This window comes from Aliiroseovarius crassostreae, assembly GCF_025137635.1.
In the GTDB taxonomy this organism is placed as follows: Bacteria; Pseudomonadota; Alphaproteobacteria; order Rhodobacterales; family Rhodobacteraceae; genus Aliiroseovarius; species Aliiroseovarius crassostreae.
The window spans coordinates 1,384,273-1,408,443 of record NZ_CP080772.1; the positions used below are offsets into that span (position 1 = coordinate 1,384,273).

General features: G+C 56.3%; 23 protein-coding genes. 10 read left to right on the plus strand and 13 right to left on the minus strand.

The window, feature by feature from the left end; translation table 11 throughout:
* Positions 1 to 16: 16 nt before the first annotated feature.
* The 5 genes from pstA to K3J57_RS06605 form a co-directional block, all read right to left on the minus strand.
* Positions 17 to 1,393, minus strand: coding sequence for a phosphate ABC transporter permease PstA (pstA, locus tag K3J57_RS06585; RefSeq protein WP_259794572.1), 1,377 nt, complete (start codon positions 1,391 to 1,393; stop codon positions 17 to 19).
* Positions 1,390 to 2,856: a phosphate ABC transporter permease subunit PstC gene (pstC, locus tag K3J57_RS06590; protein ID WP_259797603.1), complete on the minus strand. Its 1,467-nt coding sequence runs from the start codon at positions 2,854 to 2,856 to the stop codon at positions 1,390 to 1,392. Before pstC ends, pstA begins: the two co-directional genes overlap by 4 nt.
* A gap of 89 nt (positions 2,857 to 2,945) precedes the next feature.
* Positions 2,946 to 3,998 carry a substrate-binding domain-containing protein gene (locus K3J57_RS06595; RefSeq protein ID WP_259794575.1) on the minus strand — a complete coding sequence of 351 codons (1,053 nt, stop codon included), beginning with the start codon at positions 3,996 to 3,998 and terminating at the stop codon, positions 2,946 to 2,948.
* Positions 3,999 to 4,137: 139 nt separating this feature from the next.
* A complete protein-coding gene (locus tag K3J57_RS06600; protein ID WP_259797604.1) occupies positions 4,138 to 5,169 on the minus strand; it encodes a GGDEF domain-containing protein in 1,032 nt (343 codons plus the stop codon).
* Positions 5,170 to 5,322: 153 nt separating this feature from the next.
* On the minus strand, positions 5,323 to 6,351 hold the full coding sequence (locus K3J57_RS06605) for an ATP-binding protein (protein ID WP_259797606.1): 1,029 nt from the start codon (positions 6,349 to 6,351) through the stop codon (positions 5,323 to 5,325).
* Positions 6,352 to 6,571: 220 nt separating this feature from the next.
* Here K3J57_RS06605 and K3J57_RS06610 point away from each other — a divergent pair, with 220 nt between their 5' ends.
* Complete coding sequence (locus K3J57_RS06610) at positions 6,572 to 6,919, plus strand: hypothetical protein (protein WP_259794581.1); 348 nt, start codon at positions 6,572 to 6,574, stop codon at positions 6,917 to 6,919.
* A 98-nt stretch (positions 6,920 to 7,017) separates the two neighbouring features.
* Here K3J57_RS06610 and K3J57_RS06615 read toward each other — a convergent pair whose 3' ends face one another.
* Positions 7,018 to 8,121, minus strand: coding sequence for a DUF6456 domain-containing protein (locus tag K3J57_RS06615; RefSeq protein WP_259786820.1), 1,104 nt, complete (start codon positions 8,119 to 8,121; stop codon positions 7,018 to 7,020).
* 244 nt (positions 8,122 to 8,365) lie between these two features.
* Between K3J57_RS06615 and K3J57_RS06620 the strand changes: the two genes are divergently transcribed.
* Positions 8,366 to 8,659, plus strand: a complete 294-nt coding sequence (locus K3J57_RS06620) for a DUF6477 family protein (RefSeq protein ID WP_055192159.1) — start codon at positions 8,366 to 8,368, stop codon at positions 8,657 to 8,659.
* A gap of 264 nt (positions 8,660 to 8,923) precedes the next feature.
* Here K3J57_RS06620 and K3J57_RS06625 read toward each other — a convergent pair whose 3' ends face one another.
* Positions 8,924 to 10,468, minus strand: a complete 1,545-nt coding sequence (locus K3J57_RS06625) for a trimethylamine methyltransferase family protein (protein ID WP_259777285.1) — start codon at positions 10,466 to 10,468, stop codon at positions 8,924 to 8,926.
* A 211-nt stretch (positions 10,469 to 10,679) separates the two neighbouring features.
* Between K3J57_RS06625 and guaA the strand changes: the two genes are divergently transcribed.
* The 8 genes from guaA (at position 10,680) to K3J57_RS06665 (ending at position 18,614) form a co-directional block, all read left to right on the plus strand.
* On the plus strand, positions 10,680 to 12,239 hold the full coding sequence (guaA, locus tag K3J57_RS06630; RefSeq protein ID WP_259779076.1) for a glutamine-hydrolyzing GMP synthase: 1,560 nt from the start codon (positions 10,680 to 10,682) through the stop codon (positions 12,237 to 12,239).
* Between the two features lie 164 nt (positions 12,240 to 12,403).
* Positions 12,404 to 12,697: a putative quinol monooxygenase gene (locus tag K3J57_RS06635; RefSeq protein WP_259794583.1), complete on the plus strand. Its 294-nt coding sequence runs from the start codon at positions 12,404 to 12,406 to the stop codon at positions 12,695 to 12,697.
* On the plus strand, positions 12,694 to 13,560 hold the full coding sequence (locus K3J57_RS06640; RefSeq protein WP_259786822.1) for a DMT family transporter: 867 nt from the start codon (positions 12,694 to 12,696) through the stop codon (positions 13,558 to 13,560). Before K3J57_RS06635 ends, K3J57_RS06640 begins: the two co-directional genes overlap by 4 nt.
* A gap of 207 nt (positions 13,561 to 13,767) precedes the next feature.
* Entirely contained in the window at positions 13,768 to 14,892 is a 1,125-nt protein-coding gene (locus K3J57_RS06645; protein WP_259797609.1) for an OmpP1/FadL family transporter, read from the plus strand.
* 187 nt (positions 14,893 to 15,079) lie between these two features.
* Positions 15,080 to 15,940 carry an ATPase gene (locus K3J57_RS06650; RefSeq protein ID WP_259797611.1) on the plus strand — a complete coding sequence of 287 codons (861 nt, stop codon included), beginning with the start codon at positions 15,080 to 15,082 and terminating at the stop codon, positions 15,938 to 15,940.
* A 67-nt stretch (positions 15,941 to 16,007) separates the two neighbouring features.
* Positions 16,008 to 16,946: a homoserine O-acetyltransferase MetA gene (gene metA, locus K3J57_RS06655; protein ID WP_173487137.1), complete on the plus strand. Its 939-nt coding sequence runs from the start codon at positions 16,008 to 16,010 to the stop codon at positions 16,944 to 16,946.
* 173 nt (positions 16,947 to 17,119) lie between these two features.
* Positions 17,120 to 18,004, plus strand: a complete 885-nt coding sequence (ppk2, locus tag K3J57_RS06660) for a polyphosphate kinase 2 (protein WP_259794587.1) — start codon at positions 17,120 to 17,122, stop codon at positions 18,002 to 18,004.
* The gene (locus K3J57_RS06665) at positions 17,997 to 18,614 is read left to right on the plus strand and encodes a TetR/AcrR family transcriptional regulator (RefSeq protein ID WP_259777292.1); all 618 of its coding nucleotides are present in this window, start codon (positions 17,997 to 17,999) and stop codon (positions 18,612 to 18,614) included. Before ppk2 ends, K3J57_RS06665 begins: the two co-directional genes overlap by 8 nt.
* A 285-nt stretch (positions 18,615 to 18,899) precedes the next feature.
* Here K3J57_RS06665 and K3J57_RS06670 read toward each other — a convergent pair whose 3' ends face one another.
* The 6 genes from K3J57_RS06670 to K3J57_RS06695 all read right to left on the minus strand — a co-directional run bounded on the left by K3J57_RS06670 (position 18,900) and on the right by K3J57_RS06695 (position 24,171).
* Positions 18,900 to 20,120 carry a cysteine desulfurase gene (locus K3J57_RS06670; RefSeq protein WP_259797613.1) on the minus strand — a complete coding sequence of 407 codons (1,221 nt, stop codon included), beginning with the start codon at positions 20,118 to 20,120 and terminating at the stop codon, positions 18,900 to 18,902.
* Positions 20,121 to 20,122: 2 nt separating this feature from the next.
* On the minus strand, positions 20,123 to 20,716 hold the full coding sequence (locus K3J57_RS06675; RefSeq protein WP_055192137.1) for a Yip1 family protein: 594 nt from the start codon (positions 20,714 to 20,716) through the stop codon (positions 20,123 to 20,125).
* A gap of 7 nt (positions 20,717 to 20,723) precedes the next feature.
* Positions 20,724 to 21,209 carry a YIP1 family protein gene (locus tag K3J57_RS06680; RefSeq protein ID WP_173487132.1) on the minus strand — a complete coding sequence of 162 codons (486 nt, stop codon included), beginning with the start codon at positions 21,207 to 21,209 and terminating at the stop codon, positions 20,724 to 20,726.
* A gap of 88 nt (positions 21,210 to 21,297) precedes the next feature.
* Entirely contained in the window at positions 21,298 to 22,587 is a 1,290-nt protein-coding gene (locus K3J57_RS06685; protein WP_055192133.1) for a SufB/SufD family protein, read from the minus strand.
* Positions 22,584 to 23,342: a Fe-S cluster assembly ATPase SufC gene (gene sufC, locus K3J57_RS06690; protein ID WP_173487130.1), complete on the minus strand. Its 759-nt coding sequence runs from the start codon at positions 23,340 to 23,342 to the stop codon at positions 22,584 to 22,586. Before sufC ends, K3J57_RS06685 begins: the two co-directional genes overlap by 4 nt.
* A 10-nt stretch (positions 23,343 to 23,352) precedes the next feature.
* Positions 23,353 to 24,171: a polysaccharide pyruvyl transferase family protein gene (locus tag K3J57_RS06695; protein WP_259797616.1), complete on the minus strand. Its 819-nt coding sequence runs from the start codon at positions 24,169 to 24,171 to the stop codon at positions 23,353 to 23,355.

Below are 24,171 nucleotides of genomic sequence, written 5' to 3' on the forward strand. Positions count from 1 at the left end.
GTGTTTATCCCCTCTCTTACCAGCGGCGCTCGAACCGGCGGCGCAGAAGGATTGCGATGATATTCATGCTCATCAGGAACGCGAGCAAGATGATGATCCCACCCCAGGCGCGTTCGTAATAGGCCGGGTCCGCCCGTTTTGCCCATTCATAGATCTGCGCTGGCATGGCCGAGTTGGGGCTGAGGAACCCCTCAATGATCCCATCCGGGCGGTTTGAGGCAATATAGCCAACCATGCCGATCAGAAGCAGCGGGGCCGTTTCACCAAGCGCCTGCGCCAGACCAATGATCGTGCCGGTCAGAATGCCGGGCATGGCCAGTGGCAGAACATGGTGAAACACCGTCTGCATCTTGGACGCCCCGATGCCCAAGGCGGCCTCGCGGATCGAGGGCGGCACCGCTTTCAACGATGCCCGGGTCGAAATGATGATCGTCGGCAGGGTCATCAGCGTAAGCACCAATCCCCCGACCAGCGGCGCAGATTGCGGCAGATGGGCAAATTGAATGAACACCGCCAGACCAAGGATACCAAACACAATTGACGGAACAGCGGCGAGGTTTGAGATATTTACCTCGATCAGGTCGGTAAACCAGTTTTGCCGTGCGAACTCCTCAAGGTAAATCGACGCGGCAACACCAATCGGCAACGCCGCAGCCAACACGACAAGCATCATGTAGAAGCTGCCCAACATCGACACCCCGATCCCGGCCTGTTCAGGACGGCTTTCAGAGGCATCCGCCCCGGTTATGAAACCAAGATTGAAGCTTTTGCGCAGCGACCCCGCGGCGCGCAGCCCATCCACCAGATCCAGGTGATCCGGGGTCAGGTTCTTGTCGCGTGCAAGGCTGTCCCGGCTCACTCGGTCCTTCAGGTATCCATCCACCCGCGACGAGGCCAGCAGCTTGAATTCCACCGTGTCCCCAATGCGGTCCGGGTTGGCGATGACAAAATCACGGATCTGTGCCGCAGCGCCAGAGGACAGGAGCTTGCGAAGTTCCTTGCCCTTCTTGAACGGGCTTTCGACCCCGGCCGCATCCAGCGCCCGTTTGATCGCTGCGTCAATCAGCGGGTTGTAGCCAAAGGTCGTGACCTTCTTGATCTTTTCGATGTCCCTTTGACCGGACTTGTCCAGCTTGGCTTCCAGCAGTTCGACCTGCAAGGTGATGGTGGTCTGCTGGAACGCGCCGACCCCTTTGAAAAAAATCGACGAGATCAGGACAATCAGGAAGACAAGGCCGATTGCGATGGCACTGATACCATAGGCTCGGAAACGGCGCTCTGACGCATTACGTTTGCGGGTGCGTTCATCTTGTTCAAGAAGCGAAGACGAACCCTGTCTGGCCTGTTCCGGCAGGTCCTTTCCAGACAGGCCAGTTGCGGTAAAGTCGGTCATTCATATTGCTCCCGATATTTGCGCACGATCATCAGTGCCACCACATTCAGCCCGAGTGTGAGAATGAAAAGGGTCATGCCCAGGGCAAAGGCCACCAGCGCCTCGGGCGAGGCGAAATCCGCATCCCCCGTCAATTGCGAAACGATTTTGGCGGTCACCGTGGTCATTGCTTCAAATGGGTTCATCGACAGGCGGGCGGCCGCCCCTGCCCCCATCACCACAATCATGGTTTCGCCAATCGCCCGGCTTGCGGCAAGAAGGATGGCGCCGACAATGCCAGGAAGGGCCGCGGGCAGAACCACCTGGCGCACGGTTTCCGACTGGGTTGCACCCAACCCGTAAGACCCGTCACGCATGGCCTGTGGCACAGCATTGATGATGTCATCGGACAGGGATGACACGAAGGGGATCAGCATGATGCCCATCACAAGCCCCGCCGTCATCACCGAGCGCGCACCCTGCATCCAGCTCAGCCCATCCCGGCCAAACACTTCAACCAGCAGGGGCCCCACCACGGTCAGGGCAAACAGACCGTAAACAATGGTTGGAATGCCTGCCAGAACCTCAAGCAATGGTTTGGCAACCGCGCGGGTTTTGGCATTTGCATATTCCGACAGGTAAATTGCGGCGAACAATCCGATCGGAACTGCCACCGCAAGGGCCACGATCGAGATGTAAATGGTGCCCCAAAGAAGCGGCAGGATGCCCAGATGTTCAGAACCGCCCCGCCCTTCGGGGGACCAGGTCAGGCCGAACAGGAAATCCGAAATCGGAAACATGCCAAAAAAGCTGATCGTGTTGAAAATCAACGACAAAACAATGCCCAGCGTGGTCAGGATTGCAATCGATGCCGCACCAACCAGAACGGCAAGAATACCGCGTTCAACCAGGTTGCGGGCGCGCAGATCCCCATGGGTTTTGAGCAAGGCTGCCAGGAACCCGGCCAGAGCAATCACGAGGACACCCCCCGTCATCACCCAATTTCCTGTCTGTGTTTTCTCTCGGTAGGCACGGGCAGCGATGAGAACCTCTTCGCTGACATCCGATCCAAGGGCGACACCGACCTCAGCCAGCAAAGCGCGGATGTCAGTTGTTGTCGTCGACAGGGTTTGCACCCCGTCCCGCGCCAGCACGCCCTGATCCAGTGCGACCTCCAACCCTTCGGAGACGCGTTTCACATCACTCATGATCAGGTTGAGAGCCCCCGCATCGTCATACGCGCTTTCAGGGATCATCGAGGACACAGCCCCGTTTATGACCAGCGGTTGCGCGACGACCCACAAGGCCAGAACCAGAACCGCTGGCACAAAGGCCAGCATGGCGACATTGAAACCATAATAGTTGGGCAGAGAATGCAGGCGCCGACGATCCCCCTGAACCGATTTGAGCGCCCTGCCCCGGCCAATGGCAAATCCGATGACAGCCAAGGCCAGTATGATCAGGAGAAGGGTGAAAGCAGACATTGGACCTGTCTCATATGGAAAAAGCGGACCTTACCCCGATCCGGTGGGGGGTGGTGACGCAGGGAAGGCCCCCGCGCCACCAGAGAGATTTAGTGGGTCAGAGCAGTTTCTGAGGCGACAGCTTCCTGGGTTGCAGCCAGTTCCGGGTCGGCCACCAGACCGTATTCCGACAGCGGACCATCCGGGCCGGCAATCTCGTCCGAGACGAAGAATTCGGCATATTCCTTCAGGCCCGGGATCACGCCGATATGGGCTTTCTTGATGTAGAAATAAAGCGGGCGCGACACCGGGTATTCGCCGGTTGCAATTGTGTCGGTCGACGGGGTCACACCAGACATGGTCGCCACTTGCAGCGTATCGGTGTTGTTTTCGTAAAACGCCAGGCCGAAGATGCCGATGCCGTCTTTGTTGGCATCGATCGAAGCGAGGGTTTCGGTATAGTCGCCGTCGATATCCACCGATTTGCCGTCGGTGCGCACCTTGTAGCACATTTTCTTGGCAGCTTTGGCTTTCGCCTTATCGCTGTCACCTTCGGCCATCGCCAGGAACGCGTCATACGCACCGGTGGCCTTGCACCCTGCTTCCATCACCTTCACTTCGAACACTTCGCGGGTGCCGTGCTTCGTGCCGGGAATGAAAGCGGCAATATCAACGGCGGGAAGGCTTGCGTTGAACGCGTTCCAGGTGGCAAAGCTGTTATCAACCAGCTTGCCATCCACCATCACCTGCGCACCAAGCGCATTGTAGATGTCAGCCGGTTCAAAGGCCGAGAAGTCCGGGCCGGTCAGTTGCGAGGCAAACACGATGCCATCATAACCGATGCGCACTTCGATGATGTCTTTCACACCTGCTTCGGCGCATTTAGCGATCTCTTTATCCTTGATCTTGCGCGAGGCGTTGGCCACGTCGATGGTGTTTTCACCAACACCTTCGCAGAAGCGTTTCAGGCCAGCCGACGACCCACCTGATTCAACAACCGGGGTCGGGAAATCGAAGTTTTCACCAAACGCCTCGGCCACAATCGACGCATAGGGCAGAACAGTGGACGACCCAGCAACCTGCACCTGATCACGAGCGGTAGCAACGGTTGCGGTTGCGGCCGAAATGGCCAGTGCGGAAGCGGTCAGTTTCACGAAAGACATTGTCTTCTCCTGTTTTCATCATGTCACCAGCCTTGGTGACCTGGCGCCGTGCTAATGCGCTTGGACAAAGCTTTTGTGACGCTTGTGTAACAGGAGTATGACAGGTGACATTTTTATGAACTTCAGCCCACGGATCCGTTCAGGAAAGAGCGTCTTGAACCCTGGCAGGCACGGAAACCGTGTGTTCAGGGGCCGAGGGCAACGCATCCGCCACGGACATTTGCCGCCGCCCTTGGTCTTTCGAAGCATAAAGCGCGGTATCCGCCCGTCGATACACCGCTTCCAGATCACAAGGCCAGTTGAAATGCGTCAAACCACTTGATACCGAAAAGCTGGTTTCCTGATTTAAAACATCTGTAATTTTCTGGCCCAGCTGGGTCAGGTGGCGATCCTGTTCCCGCAGGCTCATATGCTCCCTGCTGCGCGCCGGAAGCTGTAGCAACAGAACGAATTCATCGCCGCCAAGACGAAAGCAAATCGCCTCGCTTGCCCAGCTGGAATGCACGATCTCAACGAGACGGCACAGGGCTTTATCCCCGGCCACATGCCCTTTCGCATCATTGAGCTGCTTGAAATTATCCATATCAATCACCAGCATAGCAACCCGTCCGGTTTTGATATGAACATCAAGATACTGATCAAGATAGCGCCGATTGTAACACCCTGTCAGCGGGTCCGTGATGCTTTGCTGCCAGGCCCGAAACCGCAATCCGTTCATCACCTGAACGAGAATAAGCAAAAACCCCCATGTTCCGGCAAAAGCGGGTGCAAACCGCAAAGCAAAGCTCAAATCCCCCTCGATATAGATGATGGCAGTTCCGCAGGTCAGCATGATGCCGGCATAAAGGTTCACAACCCCCGTTCTTGCGATCAGGAAGGACCCGACAAGGGTGGGAAAGGTCCAGATCAGGGTCGAACTTGTCATCAGGTTGGCCACGCTCAACTGGGCCACGGCAATAACAAGAAGAATCACATTAGGGGCAATGGGCAAGCTTCTGGATTTCAGAAAAGCGATCTGATCCAAAATGATCAAACCAACTGGAACGGCTGAAACGAAAGCCGGCAGATATGCCCCGATCATCAGATACCGCAGGCAGACCGCCAGCATCATCACCTCGGCCACCAACGCAACCCATTGTGCGAGCTGTTTGGTATCGTGCAGGTCCGGCATGCCCCGTTGACCAAGAGAACCTTTGGTCGGTGAAGGAAGAGATACGGCGTCGGACTGGTGTATATCCATGTGTTTTTGCCACCGCAAAATTACTGGTTAATTTAAATTTTGCAGGATCTAACAATTTATTGGTGTGCTTTGTCCATATAAAACTCAACCTATGCGCGGCAATGTCACGATAAAGCGGCTGCCTTTCCCCACGTCACTTTCAATCCTGAGCCGACCACGATGCCTGTTCAGGATATGCTTGACGATTGCCAGACCAAGACCAGTGCCGCCCATTTCACGGGATCTGTGCCCATCTACCCGGTAAAAACGCTCGGTCAATCGCCCGATATGATGGGCGGCGATGCCTTCCCCCTGGTCGGCAACCGTGACGGAAAGAACCGGACCTTTCATGCCCGGCTGGTCCATACGGGTTTCCAGGAGGATCTCCACAATCCCGCCTTTGCGCCCGTATTTCACCGCGTTCTCGATCAGATTGGTAAAAACCTGAAGAAGCTGATCGCGGTCCCCGGGAACCTTATCGTCAACATCCTGTGGAAGTGACAGGTTCAACGTCACGTCCTGTTCGTCAACCTGCGGCTTCAACATGCTGACAGCCGCCGCAAGGATTTCACGAATGGGCTGCGGATCGGTCGGACGCACCCGCTCCATATCTTCCACCCGACTGAGAGACAGCAAATCGCCAACCAGCCGGTTCATCCGGCCAGCTTCCTGTTCCATAATGTCCAGAAAACGAAGACGGGCCTCGGCATCATCTCGTGCCGGTCCACGCAAGGTTTCAATGAAACCGGACAGGGCCGTCAGGGGCGTGCGCAGTTCGTGGCTGACATTTGCCACGAAATCAGCCCGCATCTGCCCGGCCTCTTCCTTATGGGTGATATCCAGAAAACTGAGCACAACACTTCCCTGAAGACCGGGCGTCACGTGGGTTTCATATATCACGTCGCGCGTGGCTTCATTTGTCAGATAGCGAACTGGCGATGCCAGCTCTCCTGTCAGTGCATTTTCAATCCGCGCCAATAAAACCGGCTGGCGCAGCACCGCAGCATATAATCTGCCAAGCGCCCGTGCACCGAACAGGTCCTGCCCTGCGCCGTTCAATTCGCAAATCTGCCCATCCGCTGCAATTTCCATGATCGGAATGGGGATGGCGTTATATTTTCCCGCACTGGCCAAATCCACACTCCTCAGTTTGGTGTTGCCATGTTTCGCCAAGTTTTGCGCCCGAATTTGACGACCTGTAAAGAGGGGGAATTGGCACCCGGTCAAATTTCACCTGAAAGGAGAATTGAAACCTCCACAACACCCTCTATAAATAGCGACATGTCTCCGGCAAGGCAGCATATGACCCCAGACCGCGAAACCACAGCGGCATAACAACAAAACTGGACCAGAGATGATTGCACAGATCGACACGTCACATATTCTTGCAGTCGGAGATCTTGTAGCGGGGGATGTTGAAACCCTGCCCCTTCCGGATCGGGACCGTGTCAGCTTTGTCGAGTTTTCCGATGTTACCGAAGAGTTGATCCATCATCTCAATCCGGGATTGGTGATCTCGTTTCTGATGAGCCGAAGCTTTGATTGCCTGGACCTTGCCCTGCAACTGCAGGCAATCGGTTTTCACGGAAAATACCGGGTTATGGCCCCCGAAATCACCAATCCCAAAGTCATCAAGTCAGAGATATCAGCGCAGGCGCCGGGGGTGGATTTCGATATTGTGACAGGTCTCGAGACACTGTGATTTCGCAATCCGGGCCAAGCAACGCACGGGTTTTGCTTGCCAGTTTCACCCGCCAGCTTCGCCCAATTTTTGACCAGATTTGAGCCCTGTTTGTTCCTTCAATAAATCAAATCGTGGTCTTCTCCGCCCACCTGGTCAAAATGCCGTTTCAGATATTTCAGGGCCACCCTCAGCATGAATTTTCCGGATCTTGCGGGCATGTTCAGCTCTGCTTCCATCCGCTCCATACCCTTTTCATGGCAGCAAACACCCAACACCATTTCCCCAAGTTCCGGCCCAAGCGCATCCATTGCGGCAACAAACCGGTTGCGGGCATCCAACATCCTGTCCGCGCGTGACCCCTTACCTGTTGGCATCTGACGCAATCCGGCCATAACACCACTCCAACCGGATTGGGGAGACGCCTCCAGCTGAGCCAGAGCAAAATCCCGTTGAATGCGGTCTCCGGTCTGGACCAGATCTTCGGACAGGTAAGGTTGTCCATTCGAGCGGCTGCGCGCCAGAACACGCAGCGGCGTGTCTGCACCAACGGTGCGGCGTTTGCGCGATGCGGCCGAGGCATTTTTTCCTGCGCGCTCCGGGCGTAAAAATGCGCCGCTTTCGGAGGTGCACCCCGACGCCTTTCCTTCCGCCTGCGCCATCATCTTGTTCAGCGCTGAGCGGCCGGCAGGGGTAATCCGATAGCGCGACACAGCCCCTGATGAAGTGCCGCTGATCCAATCTCGCAGCGCAAGAATTTCTGCGACCTCACGCGGCGCTTTGCACAGTTGAACCGGGTTCTCACCTTCGCGCAAATCCAGAACGACGGCCGTATCCACGCCTTTGGTGATCGCAAGAAGCGTGCCTTCTTTCATAAGCCCCCGCAACACCCGGAGCGCGTGTTTGCCGATCACGCCATTGTTCCCTTCGAGATCCGAGACAGGCACATCGCTTTCCTCAAGATCTCCTGCCGGGGCAACCTGGTCACACCAGTTCAGGGCCATCTGGGTCAGAAAATTGTCAATCAAGGGATCGTCGCGGCGCGTTTCGGTTTTCTGAACCTGACGCAGCACGGTCGACGCATGCACGCCCTTCTGGCGCGCCAGAGCGCGGATGGTTTCCCCCCGCTCTGTATGCTCAAGATACAGTTTCACCGCAGCCGGCAGCCAGGGAAGCATGTCCCCGATCGCGATATCCAAATGTTTCGAGCTCGAAAACTCCATATGTCCCCCTTTGAAGTGGTTCGGGAACCGGTGATCCACTCCGGTTGACGCTCTACTAGCGGTTGCAGAACTGGTATATTTGCTAGCACGCGTTTGGTTACTGATTTCTTAATTGTTCAGGGCTGGGACCAGTTTTGTTGCGAAAAGTGAAACAATTATTAAAACCTGCGTTCGCTAAGATCACGCGACGCAACACCCCTTAGGGTTGAGTATTGTTGTCATCAACAGGACGAAAGGAAACAGTATGACCGATGCTTTGGACCTCTTGAAATCGCTGCGCCGCCCCCGTCTTCTGATCCGCGCAGCCCGTTTTGGAATGATTGATTACAACCGCGATAGGGATCTGAAACGATTGATGAAATCGCCCCGCACCCCATCGCCCGCCTCCGCGGTGGACGGGTTAATTGTCGAAGAGGCCCGCCTCGAAGCGACTCGCCAGGCCGGAGATGCCTCTTACTCGGTTGGACGACATGTGGAAGTGTTGATTGCCTTGATGGCCGAGGCGCGCCTGCTGCCACGAAAGCTTAAAGGGGTATAATGTTGAAATAGTGAAAGGGGCCTTTGTTAAGACCCCTTACCAGCCTGCTAAAGCGTTTCGGTTTTAACCTGACACAGAGCAAAAGCTCAGGACAAAACCGAAACGCGGCAAGAGATATAAATGTCGTGGGCGTTTCGGAAGAAACATGTGCCTCAAGTTTATCCCGAAACGCTTTAACCAGACAGAACATTCCCAAGCCACTGAAACCCAGTCAGGGAAATCGAAACTTGCCCCGCCAAGTCCAACCTTGCCGGGGCTTTTTCCTTATGAGAAGGCGTCAGGCATCGACGCTTTTTTCTGCGCGATGAAATCGGTCAGCCCCTCATGGATTGCAGGATCCATTGCCGGTTGCTGATAGTCCGCCAGCATTTTCTGAACCTTTTCCGCGGCCAATTGATAGGTGTCCTTGCCACCTTCCTCTTCCCAGGTTTCGAACGGTTTGTAGTCCAGAACATCCGACCGCCAGAACGCCGACTGGAAATTGGCCTGCGTGTGGGCACATCCAAGGTAATGGCCGCCCGGCCCCACCTCACGAATGGCGTCCATCGCCTGCGCGTTCTCATCCGAGGTCACACCGCTGGCAATACCATGCAGCACACCCAGTTGATCGGCATCCATCACGAACTTCTCAAAGGACGACACCAGGCCGCCTTCCAGCCAGCCACAGGAGTGCAGCATGAAGTTCACGCCCGACAGAAGACCGGCATTCAGCGAGTTGGCAGTTTCATAAGCCGCCTGTGCATCGGGCAGCTTTGAGCCGTTGAACGATCCGGCAGACCGATAGGGCAGCCCCAGACGACGGAACAGCTGGCCGCAGCCATAGGTCACTTTCGACGCTTCCGGGGTGCCGAAGGTGGGCGCGCCCGAGTTCATGTCGATCGAGGATACAAACGTACCGGCAATCACCGGAGCACCTTTGCGGATCAGCTGCGAATAGGCCACACCGGCCATCACTTCTGCCAGCACCTGGGTCAGCGTCCCGGTCACCGACACAGGCGCCATGGCCCCGCCAACGATGAAGGGTGAAATAATGGCGGCCTGGTTGTTCTCGGCAAACACTTCCAGCGCGCCCATCATCACATCATCAAACTGCATCGGCGAGTTGATGTTGATCAGCGACGTGGTGACGGTGTTTTGCTGGACGAACTCCTTGCCGAACAGGATGCCACACATGTCGACGGTATCTTGCGCACGTTCCGGCGCGGTCACCGACCCCATGAACGGTTTGTCGCTAAGCTCCATATGCGCCATCAGCATGTCGAGGTGGCGTTTGTTCACAGCCACATCCGTGGGTTCACAGACCGTGCCACCCGAATGGTGCAGCCATTTCGACATATAGCCAAGCTTCACGAATTTGCGGAAATCTTCCATCGTGGCATAGCGGCGACCGCCATCGATATCGCGCACGAAGGGCGGGCCATAGACCGGGGCCAGAACCAGGTTATTGCCACCAATGACCACATTGCGGTCCGGGTTGCGGGCATGTTGGGTGAACTGGCTCGGAGCGGTCTTGCACAGCTCACGCGCCAGACCACGAGGGATGCGCACGCGCTCGCCTTCGACATCTGCCCCGGCCTCTTTCCAACGGGCCAGAGCCGCGGGATTTTCCACGAAATTGACGCCGACCTCTTCCAGAACGGTTTCGGCGTTGTATTCGATGATCTCAATCGCCTCATCATTCAGAATCTCGAGATTCGGAATGTTGCGCTCGATATATTTGGCGGTTTCGAATGAAACTGCACTGCGTTCTGCGCGGCGGGCGGCGCCCCCGCCCCCACGACCCCGTCTGCGTGCGCGAGCTTCGGTCATGTCAACTCCTCCGATATGTCGGTGTAAATCCTGTTTTCATAGGATTTATACCGCACGCCCCGGCAAATCCCGCCTGAAACGGCGCGTAGGGGGCAAAAACGACATATTGGCGGAATGGCACTATAAACCTGTTAAGAAAATCGACCGAGAATCTCACAACACCGCGCGCTCGGGACTTGCGAAAAACTGTCCTCTGGAATAAGGGCATGACATGACAGATCAGAGCCACGACCGCCTTCTCATCATCGACTTCGGCAGCCAGGTCACGCAGCTTATCGCGCGTCGCCTGCGTGAGCTGAATGTCTATTGCGAAATCCACCCTTATCAGAATGTCACCATGGACTTTGTGCGCGACATGGCGCCCAAAGCGGTGATCTTGTCCGGTGGGCCCGACAGCGTGACCCGCGAGGGGTCGCCGCGCGCCCCACAGGAGATTTTTGACTATGGGGTTCCCATTCTGGGCATCTGCTATGGGCAGCAGGTGATGATGCACCAGCTTGGAGGCCGTGTCGAAAGCGGCCATGGCACCGCCGAGTTTGGCCGCGCCTATGTCAAGGAAACGCAGAAACTGGACCTTTTGGAAGGCTGGTATGCGGAAGGTGACGAACAGGTTTGGATGAGCCATGGCGACCATGTCTCTGAAATCGCACCGGGTTTCGAAGTTTATGGCACCTCACCCAACGCGCCTTACGCCATCACGGCCGATCAGGAGCGTCACTTCTACGCGGTGCAGTTCCATCCCGAAGTGCACCACACGCCGAACGGTGCAAAGCTTTACGAACAGTTTGTGAAACTGGCGGGCTTCAAGGGCGACTGGACCATGGGGGCCTATCGCGAAGAAATGATCCGCAAGATCCGCGAACAGGTTGGTGACAAGAAGGTCATCTGCGGATTGTCCGGCGGCGTTGACAGCTCGGTCGCGGCGGTGCTGATCCACGAAGCCATTGGCGATCAGCTGACCTGCGTGTTTGTGGACCATGGCCTGTTGCGCAAAGGTGAGGCTGAAGAAGTCGTCACCATGTTCCGTGACAATTATAATATGGCACTGATTCACGCGGATGAGCAGGAGCTTTTCCTGGGGGAACTGGAAGGCCAGTCGGACCCGGAAACCAAGCGCAAGATCATCGGCAAGCTGTTCATTGATGTGTTCCAGAAACACGCCGATACGATTGATGGCGCTGAATTCCTGGCACAGGGCACCCTTTACCCGGATGTGATCGAGTCGGTCAGCTTCTCCGGTGGTCCCTCGGTCACGATCAAGTCGCACCACAATGTGGGTGGCCTGCCCGAGAAGATGGGCCTGAAACTGGTGGAACCCCTGCGCGAACTCTTCAAAGACGAAGTGCGCGCACTTGGACGCGAACTGGGCCTGCCGCAAAGCTTTATTGGTCGCCACCCCTTCCCTGGGCCGGGCCTGGCCATTCGCTGCCCGGGCGAGATTACCCGTGAGAAACTGGATATTCTGCGCGAAGCGGATGCGGTGTACATCGACCAGATCCGCAAACACGGCCTCTATGATGAGATCTGGCAGGCCTTTGTGGCGATCCTGCCTGTGCGCACCGTAGGTGTGATGGGCGACGGGCGAACTTATGATTATGCCTGTGCGCTGCGGGCTGTGACCTCGGTCGATGGGATGACCGCGGATTACTACCCGTTCAGCCATGAATTCCTTGGCGAAACCGCCACGCGGATCATCAATGAGGTCAAGGGCATCAACCGCTGCACCTATGACATCACCTCGAAGCCTCCGGGCACCATCGAGTGGGAGTGAGCACCGACCCATAGGGGAAAATCAGTCGTCCAGCGGCCTGATTTTAGGTGCGAACACCTGAAGGCTCTGCCTGAAGGTCAGAAGACCGTTAAAACGCCGCCCCGACCGGGTGGCGTTTTCATTTGCAACTCGCTTTTCGATCCGGGCTTTGTTAGCCCTGAACCATGACGGAACAAATTCAGATATCTCTCACCGGGTATTTAGATGTGCCCGAGGACCGGCTGGCAGCGGTGACCGCCGCCCTGCCCGCGCATATTGCCCTGACCCGTGCGGAACCGGGATGCCTGGCGTTTGATGTCTCCATGGACGAAGATATTCCCGGCCGGTTTACTGTTACGGAACGCTTTTCCAGCCGTGCCGATTTTGAGGCCCACCAGCAGCGGATGCGCGCATCACCCTGGGCCGAGATCACCGCAGGCATTCCCCGCCACTACCAAATCACCGAGACCCCCGGATGACCGCAACCACGCGCGCGGCAATCTGGATGAGCGGCGCAATCCTCTCCTTCTCGGCAATGGCCGTTGCAGGCCGAATGGTCAGCGCCCAGCATGACACGTTCGAGCTGATGCTCTATCGGTCAATTGTCGGTTTTGTCGTCGTGCTTGGCTATGCGACCCTGTCGGGGCGCCTCTCACATATCGGGCGGGACCATCTGCCGCGACATGTCCTGCGCAATCTCGCGCATTTCACCGGGCAAAACCTGTGGTTCTACGCTTTGACCCTGATCCCTCTGGCACAGGTCTTTGCGTTGGAGTTCACCTCACCGCTATGGGTTGTGATCCTCGCACCGTTTCTGTTGCAGGAACGATTGACCGGACGAAAGGCGCTCGCCGCCGGGGTTGGATTTCTGGGAATATTGCTGATCGCCCGCCCGGACAGCGGCCTGTCGCTGGGAACCATGGTTGGTGCTCTGGCTGCCATTGCCTTTGCACTGACCGCTATTCTGACACGAAAGCTAACCCAGTCTGCCAATCGCCTGACCATCTTGTTTTGGTTGACCGCCATGCAGCTCGTCTTTGGTTTGGTCTGCGCCGGATGGGATGGCAATATCACCCTGCCTGTTTTGCCCAACATTCCATGGTTCATATTGATCGGACTGGCTGGGCTTCTGGCCCATCTCTGCCTGACCAGTGCCCTGTCGCTTGCGCCTGCAAGTCTCGTCATCCCGATGGATTTCGTCCGGCTGCCGCTGATTGCCGCAGTTGGTGCCTTGTTTTATGGCGAACCCGTTGGGTTTGGACTTCTGGCAGGATCCGTTCTGATTGTATTGGGGAATCTCATCAACCTAGGAAGTTTCTCCAATAGGTTGTTTTTTAAATGAAATCAGTGTCTAACAAGGCAGTGTGGTAAATTGGCACCCGCCATTCGGTGCAAGCCCGCAACTGACCCAAGGTAATAATTGACCGCCCCCTTGCCCAACTTCTAGTTTTCGTTGCAATGACAAAAAACAGGATAAGCCTTTTTCCGCCGATGGCCATTCACCACTCTGGCTGGCGGTGAAGTGGCAAATTGCTCTCAGGGAGGAAACATGAAGAGTTTTGCGTTAACGGCCGCATCTGTTGCTTTGACGGCCACCACGGGGATTGCAGGCGGGATCGACCGCTCGGGTCAGGATATCTCTATCCTGTTTGAAAAAGGCAACCACGTTCAACTGACCTTCGCATCTGTCAGCCCCAATGTGGAAGGCACCGCAGTTGCAGGACCTGCTGACTTCTCGCAGTCGGCAGTTGACTACAAGACCTTTTCCTTTGGGGTCAAAAAGCAGATCAATGAAAACCTGAGCTTTGCGATCAAGATGGATGAACCTTATGGCGCGGATATTCGTTATAAGGACGGTGCCCTGAGCCAGCTGGGCAATCTTCTGGCCGCGGGCGCCAGCCTGCCGGTTGGTCATCCCATTCACACCGCTCTGACATCAGACCCACAGGGGCGTGCGCTGGTTGACAGCAAAGCAATCCGCACGTTGTTGCGTTACGAATTCGGGAACGGTTTCAGCGTTCATGGTGGCCTGCGCGCGCAACGCGTGAGCGGTGAAATCCTGTCCGGTGACGGGCTTTTGCAGGCGAGCAGCTCGTTTGACTTCGGTTATTCGGCCGGTGTGGCTTATGAACGCCCGGACATCGCGCTGCGGGTCGACCTGACCTATAACTCGGCAATTGATCATGATCTGGCCGGCACCCATAACCTTGCCCCTGCAACCGGTAAAGTGCGCGTTCCGGAGAGTTACAACCTGAACTTCCAGACCGGCATTGCGCAGAACACGCTGTTGTTTGGTAAGATCCGCCATGTGGCCTGGGCAGGTACCAAACTGCAGACGTCCTCTGCTTTTGGCGATATCGACTGGGTGGAATTCACCGAAGACTCGACCTCGTATGAACTTGGCCTCGGCCGGAAACTGAACGACAGATGGTCGATTGCCGCGACAATCGGGTATGAAGAAGGCTCGGATACCGGCACCACGTTCCTTGCTCCGACCGGGACCAGCAAATCTTATGGCCTGGGCGCAAGCTATACCGGGGATGGCTATAAGATCTCGGGTGGCTTGAAATATGTGACCTTTGACAAGAAAACCGTGACCTCATCTTCTGGTCTGAGCTCGACCTTCGAAGGTGATGCTCTGGCTGCAGGCCTGTCGCTCGACTTTACGTTCTGAGCGTCACGCCCCTTCAAAATGCAAACCCCGCGCCCGAAAGCGCGGGGTTTTTTCTTTGTTCACAATGTGATGGCTTTGTCATCATCGCTGCGTCACTTCTGGGGCGCACGCACGAGAAGCATTTGACCCCCGCCGCGCCACAGCTTACCAAAGACAAAATCGCAAGGCACAGCAGGGACTATCAGGCATGCTTTATCAATCGTCTCAGGACTGGCAATCCGCCACGCACAAACGGGTGCTGTTCTTTGGCATGTCCGGACTTGGAAAAACATATCTTTCCAACATGTTGCGAGATCATGGTGACTGGTTCCATTATTCGATCGACTATCGTATCGGCACCCGATACATGGGCGAACACATCGCCGACAACTTCAAAGCCGAAGCGATGAAAGTGCCGTTTCTGCGTGAACTTTTGTTGTCGGACAGTATTCGAATCTCGTCGAAGATCACCTTCGAGAACCTCAAACCCATGGCGACCTATCTGGGCAAACCCGGAGACACCGCCAAGGGCGGCCTGCCCTATGAGGAGTATTGTCGCAGACAACAGCAATTCAAACAGGCCGAAATCTCGGCGCTTCTGGATACGCGCAGCTTCATTGATCGGGCGGACCGCATCTATGGCTATCCGCATTTCATTTGCGATAGCGGCGGGTCGATCTGCGAGTGGATTGACCCGGCCCTTGGCGCTGATGATCCCATCCTGAAGGCGCTGAGTGAAGATTGCCTCCTTGTCTGGCTGCGCGGGGATGACCGCCATACGGCCGAACTGGTGCGCCGGTTTGACAAGGCCCCGAAACCGATGGCCTATCAACCGGAATTCCTTACCAAAGCATGGAATGAATATCTAATTGATTCCAATTCGTTAGAGAGTGACGTTGACCCTGACAGCTTCATTCGCTGGACCTATGCCCAGGCCCTTGCCCATCGCCAGCCGCTTTATCAGCACATGGCGCAGTTCGGCGTCACCCTTTGTGCCGAAGATGTGGCGCAGATTAAATCTCCTGATGATTTTGACCGAATGATCGGCGCCGCGCTGGACGCGGCCTGATCCACTTTCTTGACAGTTCATCTGCACACCCCATCTTACCCGTAATCGTTACCCACAGGAGCAAACCATGCCCATCAAAATCCCGACCAACCTTCCGGCCATCGACGTGCTGACGGATGAGGGCGTGATGGTCATGTCGGAAGATCAGGCCGCCAAGCAGGATATCCGGCCCATGCGGATCGCCCTCCTCAACCTGATGCCAAAAAAGATCGAGACCGAAACGCAGTTTGCACGCCTGATCGGCGCGCATCCGCTTCAGATCGAACTGACATTGCTTCGCCCATCGGAACATATCTCGAAAAACACGTCCGAAGCTCATATCGGTGCGTTCTATCAGACCTGGGAAGACGTGAAGGATCAGAAGTTTGACGGTCTGATCATCACCGGTGCGCCAATTGAACATCTTCCTTTTGAGGAGGTGACCTATTGGGATGAAATCAGTCAGATCTTTGACTGGACCCAGACCAATGTGCATTCCACCTTTGGTGTCTGCTGGGGGGCGATGGCGATGATCTACCATTTCCATGGGGTCAAGAAACACATTCTCGACGCCAAGGCATTCGGGTGCTTTCCGCAACAGAACCTGGATACGACCTCGCCCTATTTGCGTGGATTTTCAGATAGCTGCGTGGTTCCGGTCAGCCGCTGGACTGAAATGCGCCAGGATGAGGTAGACGCTGCTCCCGGGTTGAAAACCTTGCTCGGCTCGGATGAGGTTGGCCCTTGTCTGATCGAAGATAAAGCCCATCGGGCCCTCTATGTATTCAACCACTTCGAATATGACAGTTTCACCCTCAAGGGCGAGTATGATCGGGATGTGGCCAAGGGCGCGCCCATCAACGTCCCGATAAACTATTATCCGGCCAATGATCCGACCCGGACGCCTGAAAATCGGTGGCGCAGCCATGCGCATTTGCTTTATGCCAACTGGATTTCGGAAATGTATATGACGACACCGTTTGACATGAACGAAATCGGAAAATCCATCAAGGATCGCCGCCGTTAAGGGGGAGAGGGCTTTGAGCCCCCCCTGCAACGGGGGGGCTCATTCTGCCGTAGCTTAACAAACTGCACACGACGCCTGTTATTGTGTGATCCCCAACAGGTGACGCGTGAGTTAATCGCATTTACATGCGGGTGCTCTGCCCTCATAATGGCGTGAAATCAGGAGGTTGCAGCATGTCCCATTCCCCCGAAACCCTGCCGTTCGAGGGTGCCATTTCCAAATATTTTCACGACACCTTCCCCGCTGATTTGCGCAAGGCACTGCAGGAGGCAGGTAAAAAAGACATTCTGGACCCAAGCTATCCCTATGACCGGCTCATGGATCGCAACACATATGAAGCCGAAATCAAGGCGTTGCAATTGGAGCTGGTCAAACTTCAGGCGGATGTAAAGGCAACTGGCAAACGTGTGATTGTCGTGTTCGAAGGGCGTGATGCTGCTGGCAAAGGGGGCACGATCAAACGCATCCGCGAGAACCTCAACCCCAGGGTTGCCAAGGTGGTGGCCTTGTCAAAGCCCACTGAGCGCGAACAGGGGGAATGGTATTTCCAGCGGTATATCAAACACTTGCCCACCGCCGGTGAAATCACCCTCTTTGACCGGAGCTGGTATAATCGCGCAGTGGTCGAAAAGGTATTTGGCTTTTGCACAGACACCCAGCGCGACGCCTTTTTCCGACAATTGCCAGAGTTTGAGGACATGATCGCAGACGAGGGGATCCATTTCGTGAAACTCTGGCTGAATGTCGGACGCTCCGAACAATTGCGCCGCTTCCTCGCCCGCGAAAAGGATCCTCTAAAACAATGGAAACTCAGCTGGATTGATGTCGAAGGCCTGAACCGATGGGACGACTATTCGCAGGCCATCGGTGAAACCTTCGATAAAACTCATCGCTCTGTCACGCCCTGGACCATCATCCGCTCCGATGACAAACGCCGCGCCCGACTTGCGGCCTTGCGGGCGGTGCTGCAGGGGATCGACTATTCAGGCAAGAACCCAGAAGTGGCCTGTGCACCTGATACGGAAATCTGTGGCGGCCCAGAGGTTTGGCATGTCTAAACGCGGCTATCACCATGGAAACCTGCGGCAGGCCCTGGTCGAAGCGGCGCTTGCATTGATCGAGGAAAAAGGCCCGACCGGCTTCACCCTGTCCGAAGCTGCAAAGCAGGCGGGTGTCACCCCAGCCGCAGTGTATCGCCACTTCAAGGGCCGTGAAGACCTGATCGCCGAAGCTGCGCGCCAAGGCTATGAAATTTTTGCCGATTTGATGGAGTTTGCCTATTCCAAGGGGCAGCCCTCTGCGCTAGCCAGTTTCGAGGCAACCGGTCGCGCCTATCTGGCCTTCGCCCGCAAATATCCCGGCCACTACATCTCAATGTTTGAAAGCGGCGTCTCGGTAAACCACTCCCCCGAACTGGCAATGGTCGCCAATCGCGCCATGGGCGTGCTCGAAAAAGCCGCGGGCGCTCTTGCTGAGCACATCCCGCAAGAAAAACGCCCACCCGCAAAAATGGTCAGCGCCCATATCTGGGCCATGAGCCATGGGGTTGTGGAACTGTTCGGGCGCGGAAGCCCCGGGCAGAAAAGCCCCTTCCCACCAGAAGAACTTCTGGAAACAGGCATAGGCGTTTACCTGCGTGGCCTTGGTCTGATCAAACCAGACGAGTAAAACGTTTCGGGACAAATTCGAGACATATGTTCATGCCGAAATGCCCGCGCCATTGAGATCTCCGACGGCGCCCTGCCCTGATTTTTTCCGCCCCTTATTTTCTGGTCAGAAATATCCCGGGGTGAGCGAGCTTGCCTCGCGAGGGGCAGCGCCCCTCACCCCTCTAAAGTGTTTCGACTTATTATTGAGACACAATAATGAGGCGAAACGCTCGAAACCTACTGATGTTGCGGGCGTTTCGAAATCAACTTGTGACTCAATCTAATCTCGAAACGCTTTAACAACTTACGCCAACAGCTTGTGACAGAGCTCCAACCCGTTGATCAACGTATCTACGTCGTCACGCGTGTTATAAAGACCAAAGGACGCGCGCGCGGTCGCCGCAACGCCAAGATGCTCCATCAGCGGTTTGGCACAATGATGGCCTGCGCGCACCGCAATCCCCTTTTTGTCGAGAATGGTGGAAATGTCATGGGCATGGGCCGCGCCTTCCATGGTCAACGAGAAAATTGCGGCTTTGCCCGGAGCAGTGCCCTGCACATTGACCCAGTTGAGGCCTGACAGGCGTTCCTGGGCATATTTGGCCAGATCAGCCTCATGGGCGGCAACATTCTCCATTCCCAGCCCCATGAGATAGTCCAGCGCAGCCCCCAGGCCGATTGTCTGCACGATGCCTGGCGTCCCGGCTTCGAACTTCAACGGGGCGCTGGCATAGGTCACATGATCTTTGGTTACCTCGTCAATCATGTCACCGCCGCCCATGAAGGGCTGCATTTCAAGGGCGCGATCCCGGCGCACATAAATTGCCCCGGATCCCGAGGGCCCATAGAGTTTGTGACCGGTGATCGCATAGAAATCACATCCGAGATCCTGCACATCGACCGGCATATGCACCGCCCCTTGCGATCCATCCACCAACACCGGAACGCCTTTCGCGCGCGCGCCGGAACAGATGGCTTTCACGTCCACAACCGTGCCCAATACGTTGGAGCACTGGGTCACGGCGATCAGCCGGGTCTTATCCGAGATTGCGCCCAGCACTTTTTGCGGATCAAGTGACCCATCCAGTTCCGGATCAACCCATTTCAGAACAACCCCCAGACGTTCCCGCAGGAAGTGCCAGGGCACGATATTGGCGTGGTGTTCCATGGTCGAGAGGATAATCTCATCCCCGGCCTCCATCCTTGGGGCTGCCCAGGCGTAGGAGATCATATTGATCCCTTCGGTGGTTCCGGAATTGAAGATAATCTCATCTTCATGGGCGGCATTCAAAAACCGCTGCACAATGGCCCGAACCGCCTCATAGCGTTCGGTCGAGAGGTTTGAAAGATAATGCAGACCACGGTGAACATTGGAATATTCCTCGGCATATCCGCGCGTGATCGCATCAATCACCACCTGTGGTTTCTGCGCCGAGGCCCCATTGTCCAGATAGGTCAAAGGTTTTCCGTTCACCTCTCGGGACAGGATCGGGAAATCTTCACGGATCTTGGTGACGTCATACATGATCATTCTCCGAACTGAATGGGTTCTACGCCCAGAAGGACAAGTAGGAAAGACAAGGCAAACACCGCCAGAACCATGGTGGAGGCGATCCCGGCAAATACCAGCCCAGCCGAGCGAAAGCCGTGACTCTCTGCAATGAAGTGGCTCAGGATCCAGAAAAAGAGGACGGAACTCATCACCATGAGGATGCCTGCAAGTGCAGGGGCAAACAGCGAAAATACCAAGGATGCCAGCTGGAAAACCAACAGGACAAATTCAAGCCAGATGGCAATGGTCAAAGCGTCATCAAAGCTGCCCTGCCCGCCGGCCAGGCGACCAATCAGATAAATCATGAAAACGCCTGAAACCAGAAAGGCCGCTTCAATTGCGCCCAGAACCATCGGGTCCGACAAAACAGGTCCGAACACGGCTGCGTCGACCGGATAGAGCAAATGGCTGACCACCCCTGCGGCGGCCGCAAACACCAAAAGCAGCCACAAACTCAGCCAGCGCGCCTTCCGGGAAACCGGAAGATCAAACAGATCGCGCGCCACCTTGCGTGGCTCGGGCACGGTTTGCAGGATCATGCCAAACAGGTAACCAGGTTCAAATCTCATGGCATTTTCACTCTTTGGGCCATTCCGCCTGACGGAAATTCACCGACCAGAATATCAGGAAAGTCAGAAAAGCGATGATGCCGGTCAGTTGCATCTGGATGCCCGGACCGATGAAACCGCCGACCAGCCCCCATAAAAGCCACAGGGGGGTGGCACAAAGGAGGGACCAGAACAGCGCAAATCGGGCGCCAAACGCCGTGCCACGCGCCTTGAACAAACGCGCAATGCCATGGCTGATTGACCCGATCGCATAAAGCACCAAGGGCATGATGAACACCCAGGCCAGAAGCACGGACCCAAGCAGCATGTTCAGTTCCTGCCCTGTTTCATGGGCAATCCGGGCCTGCATGGGCCATTGCGACACGAAAACCAAAACACAGGCCGCCATCAGGATCGCCAGAGACCGGTCCTCGCGCACACCTTGTTGCATTCGGTGCTGAAACACCGACCGGGGGCTGCGATAGCTTTTCAGCACGTCTTTTATGACCGACATATCCGGCCCTTTCCTAACTGTCAGCCGGACCTCTCCGTCCGTGATGGCTGCGGCCCATTGATCGGATCAGAGCCGCAGACCCATCAGATCAGCTGCGGTGCCGTTCCAGCCAGGCCTCAAGCCGCGACACGATATCGTCGGCAATCGCCTCATCCTCGATCTCGTCGATGGCATCCGCCAGAAAGGCCAGAACCAGAAGGTCGGTGGCGATCTTTTCAGGCACCCCGCGAGAGCGCAGATAAAACAAAGCCTCTTCGTCGATTGCCCCAGAGGTGGAGCCGTGCGAACAGGCCACGTCATCGGCATAAATCTCAAGCTCGGGCTTGGCAAGGAACTGACTGTCCTCATCCAGAAGAAGAGATTGGGATTTCTGGTATCCATCCGTTTTCTGAGCGTCCGGTTTGACCAGGATCTTGCCCTGGAACACACCGGTGGCGCCGTTTTTCAGCACCTTCTTGAACACCTGACGGCTTTCGCAATTTACCGCGTCATGGGTGATGAAGACGGTGTCATCGTGATGAAACGCCCCGTCATTGCCATCGCCAAGAGCGGCCCCGGCGATATGCGCCACCGCATCATCACCCAGCAACTCGATCACCGCCTCATTGCGGGTGAGTGCGCCATTAACAGACATGGTAAAGCTCTTGAACACGCTTTCCGCCTGCAAACGGGCAAAAAGATGGGTGGAAAGCTGGCGCTCATGATCGCGGCCTTGGGCGCGAACATGATGGAATTCGGCTTTGGCCGCCACATCCACCTCGGTCACCTGTGACAGGCGCGAGGCCGCGGTGCCATTCTCCAGAAGGGTCAGCTTGGCGCCCTCTTCCAGCTTGATGACATGGTGCAGAACCGCGTCAGAAGTCTCTGACTTGTGGCGATAGACCAGACTGACCGGACGCGACACCTGAGAGGTGACGCGGATCAGAACACCATCGGTGGCCATGGCGGTGTTATGGGCAGCCAACGGGCGCTGAACGGGGGTATGCCCGCGCGCTTCAAGCACGCCAAAGAGCTGTCCGGCCCAATGAAGGTCGGCCTCTTGCGCTGTTGCCAGACGCTCAATTTCTAACCCATCCTGGGTCAGGTCATCTGAGGCCTCTGCATCAAATACACCGTCGACAAAGACGATTTTCAGGCGGTCAATCGCGTCATAAACCGGCGCTTCGCCTTCGTAATCAAAGACAGAAGCTCTGGCGGCTTCGCCGGAGATCAGCCCATCCGGGCGGGTCCATTTCCAGTATTCGTCACGACGACCGGGCAACCCCATTTCTGCCAAACGTTGGGCGGCCTCGTCGCGGGCTTTGCGGGCCCAGGCGCCAGAGGCGGGGCGGTTTTCCACGGTCAACAGACCGTCTTTCTGTGCCGGGGCCGTGCTCATGCGTCCAGCTCCGCCAGAATGTCTGCGTATCCGTTGTTTTCAACCTCAAGGGCCAGCTCCGGCCCGCCGGTTTTCACAATGCGGCCACGCGCCATGATATGCACCACATCCGGTTTGATGTGATCCAGCAGGCGCTGATAATGGGTGATCACCAGGAAGGAGCGACCTTCGTCGCGCAGCGCATTCACGCCCTCGGACACCAGCTTCATCGCGTCCACATCGAGACCGGAATCGGTTTCATCAAGGATGCACATCTTCGGCGCAAGCATGGCCATCTGCAAAATCTCGTTGCGCTTCTTTTCCCCACCCGAGAAGCCCACGTTCACCGGGCGTTTCAGCATGTCGGCATCGATCTTCAGATCCTTCGCCTTGGCGCGCACGAATTTCAGGAAATCTGCGGCAGACATTTCCTCTTCCCCGCGTGCTTTGCGCTGGGCATTCACCGCGGTGCGCAGGAAGGTCATGTTGCCCACACCCGGGATCTCAACCGGGTATTGGAAGGCCAGGAACAGGCCGGCAGCGGCGCGTTCTTCCGGTTCCAGCTCCAGCAGGTCTTCTCCGTCCAGGCTGGCCTCGCCCCCGGTCACTTCATAACCGTCACGCCCCGAAAGCACATAAGACAAGGTCGACTTGCCCGAGCCGTTCGGGCCCATGATCGCATGAACGCTACCTGCGGGCACTTCCAGATCAACGCCCTTGAGGATCTGCTTATCCTCTTCTTCAAGTTTAACCTGCAGGTTTTTGATTTTAAGCATGTTTATCCTTTCAGAGATCCAAGGCAGCCAAGTCTTGCGCACGCAGTGATGCGGGGAACGCAGCCAGCAAACTGGCTTTGGACGCCTCGATACCATCTTGATATGAGAGTGTTTGGTCTTTCAGCGTGGTGACCCACGCCGGGATGTCGGTCAGTTTCACCGGGCAGGCAAGCGGTCGCTCGATCCCGGTGGCATAGTCATAGAATTTCAGTTTGGGCATGGCATGGATGGCCACGGGCTCCAACCAGGTGTTGGGAATGCCAAAACTATCCGCAACCACCAGCCCGTGCAGGCTGGAAGAAATCACATGGGCACAGCGCGCGATCTCGGCAACGGCCTCACGGGCACTGCGGCGCGGATCAATCAAAAACAGCGCAGGTTCCGCAGCCAAAACAGCCGCCAGTTCCGGGCTGTCCACATGTTTCATATGGGGAATGATCCCGATGCGGTCGATCCGTTCCCCCTGCGCCCCCAGCGCCTCTTGCGCCAAAAGGCCCGGATCCCCAAACTGGTTATGTTTGAGGCCAAGAAATGTGGCGGTCAAAGGCCCGCGCACAAGACGGGTCTCAACATATGGCAGAAAGTCTTTTGGCACCGGGAACATCAAACCCGTGCCCCAGATCACCGGCCGGTTCCCCTTGGGAGATCCATCCTTGAACCGATTGCGCACCCCTTGCAGCACCGACCCCAGGGCCACCATGTCGGCGGCATCCTTGGGGGCCCAGCTTACCTCTCGTCCGGACACGAACGAAACCACCTCGCGCGACAGGTCGTCGCCGAAATTCGGTTCATCCTTCCACCAGTAAAGTTTGAGAGGCGTTGCAGACAT

Bases quoted from the DNA above. Each gene is read 5' to 3' on its own strand.
- pstA (WP_259794572.1), bottom strand. From the start codon at position 1,393: ATGACCGACTTTACCGCAACTGGCCTGTCTGGAAAGGACCTGCCGGAA.
- pstC (WP_259797603.1), bottom strand. From the start codon at position 2,856: ATGTCTGCTTTCACCCTTCTCCTGATCATACTGGCCTTGGCTGTCATC.
- K3J57_RS06595 (WP_259794575.1), bottom strand. From the start codon at position 3,998: ATGTCTTTCGTGAAACTGACCGCTTCCGCACTGGCCATTTCGGCCGCA.
- K3J57_RS06600 (WP_259797604.1), bottom strand. From the start codon at position 5,169: ATGCCGGACCTGCACGATACCAAACAGCTCGCACAATGGGTTGCGTTG.
- K3J57_RS06610 (WP_259794581.1), top strand. From the start codon at position 6,572: ATGATTGCACAGATCGACACGTCACATATTCTTGCAGTCGGAGATCTT.
- K3J57_RS06615 (WP_259786820.1), bottom strand. From the start codon at position 8,121: ATGGAGTTTTCGAGCTCGAAACATTTGGATATCGCGATCGGGGACATG.
- K3J57_RS06620 (WP_055192159.1), top strand. From the start codon at position 8,366: ATGACCGATGCTTTGGACCTCTTGAAATCGCTGCGCCGCCCCCGTCTT.
- K3J57_RS06625 (WP_259777285.1), bottom strand. From the start codon at position 10,468: ATGACCGAAGCTCGCGCACGCAGACGGGGTCGTGGGGGCGGGGGCGCC.
- guaA (WP_259779076.1), top strand. From the start codon at position 10,680: ATGACAGATCAGAGCCACGACCGCCTTCTCATCATCGACTTCGGCAGC.
- K3J57_RS06635 (WP_259794583.1), top strand. From the start codon at position 12,404: ATGACGGAACAAATTCAGATATCTCTCACCGGGTATTTAGATGTGCCC.
- K3J57_RS06640 (WP_259786822.1), top strand. From the start codon at position 12,694: ATGACCGCAACCACGCGCGCGGCAATCTGGATGAGCGGCGCAATCCTC.
- K3J57_RS06645 (WP_259797609.1), top strand. From the start codon at position 13,768: ATGAAGAGTTTTGCGTTAACGGCCGCATCTGTTGCTTTGACGGCCACC.
- K3J57_RS06650 (WP_259797611.1), top strand. From the start codon at position 15,080: ATGCTTTATCAATCGTCTCAGGACTGGCAATCCGCCACGCACAAACGG.
- metA (WP_173487137.1), top strand. From the start codon at position 16,008: ATGCCCATCAAAATCCCGACCAACCTTCCGGCCATCGACGTGCTGACG.
- ppk2 (WP_259794587.1), top strand. From the start codon at position 17,120: ATGTCCCATTCCCCCGAAACCCTGCCGTTCGAGGGTGCCATTTCCAAA.
- K3J57_RS06665 (WP_259777292.1), top strand. From the start codon at position 17,997: ATGTCTAAACGCGGCTATCACCATGGAAACCTGCGGCAGGCCCTGGTC.
- K3J57_RS06670 (WP_259797613.1), bottom strand. From the start codon at position 20,120: ATGTATGACGTCACCAAGATCCGTGAAGATTTCCCGATCCTGTCCCGA.
- K3J57_RS06675 (WP_055192137.1), bottom strand. From the start codon at position 20,716: ATGAGATTTGAACCTGGTTACCTGTTTGGCATGATCCTGCAAACCGTG.
- K3J57_RS06680 (WP_173487132.1), bottom strand. From the start codon at position 21,209: ATGTCGGTCATAAAAGACGTGCTGAAAAGCTATCGCAGCCCCCGGTCG.
- K3J57_RS06685 (WP_055192133.1), bottom strand. From the start codon at position 22,587: ATGAGCACGGCCCCGGCACAGAAAGACGGTCTGTTGACCGTGGAAAAC.
- sufC (WP_173487130.1), bottom strand. From the start codon at position 23,342: ATGCTTAAAATCAAAAACCTGCAGGTTAAACTTGAAGAAGAGGATAAG.
- K3J57_RS06695 (WP_259797616.1), bottom strand. From the start codon at position 24,171: ATGTCTGCAACGCCTCTCAAACTTTACTGGTGGAAGGATGAACCGAAT.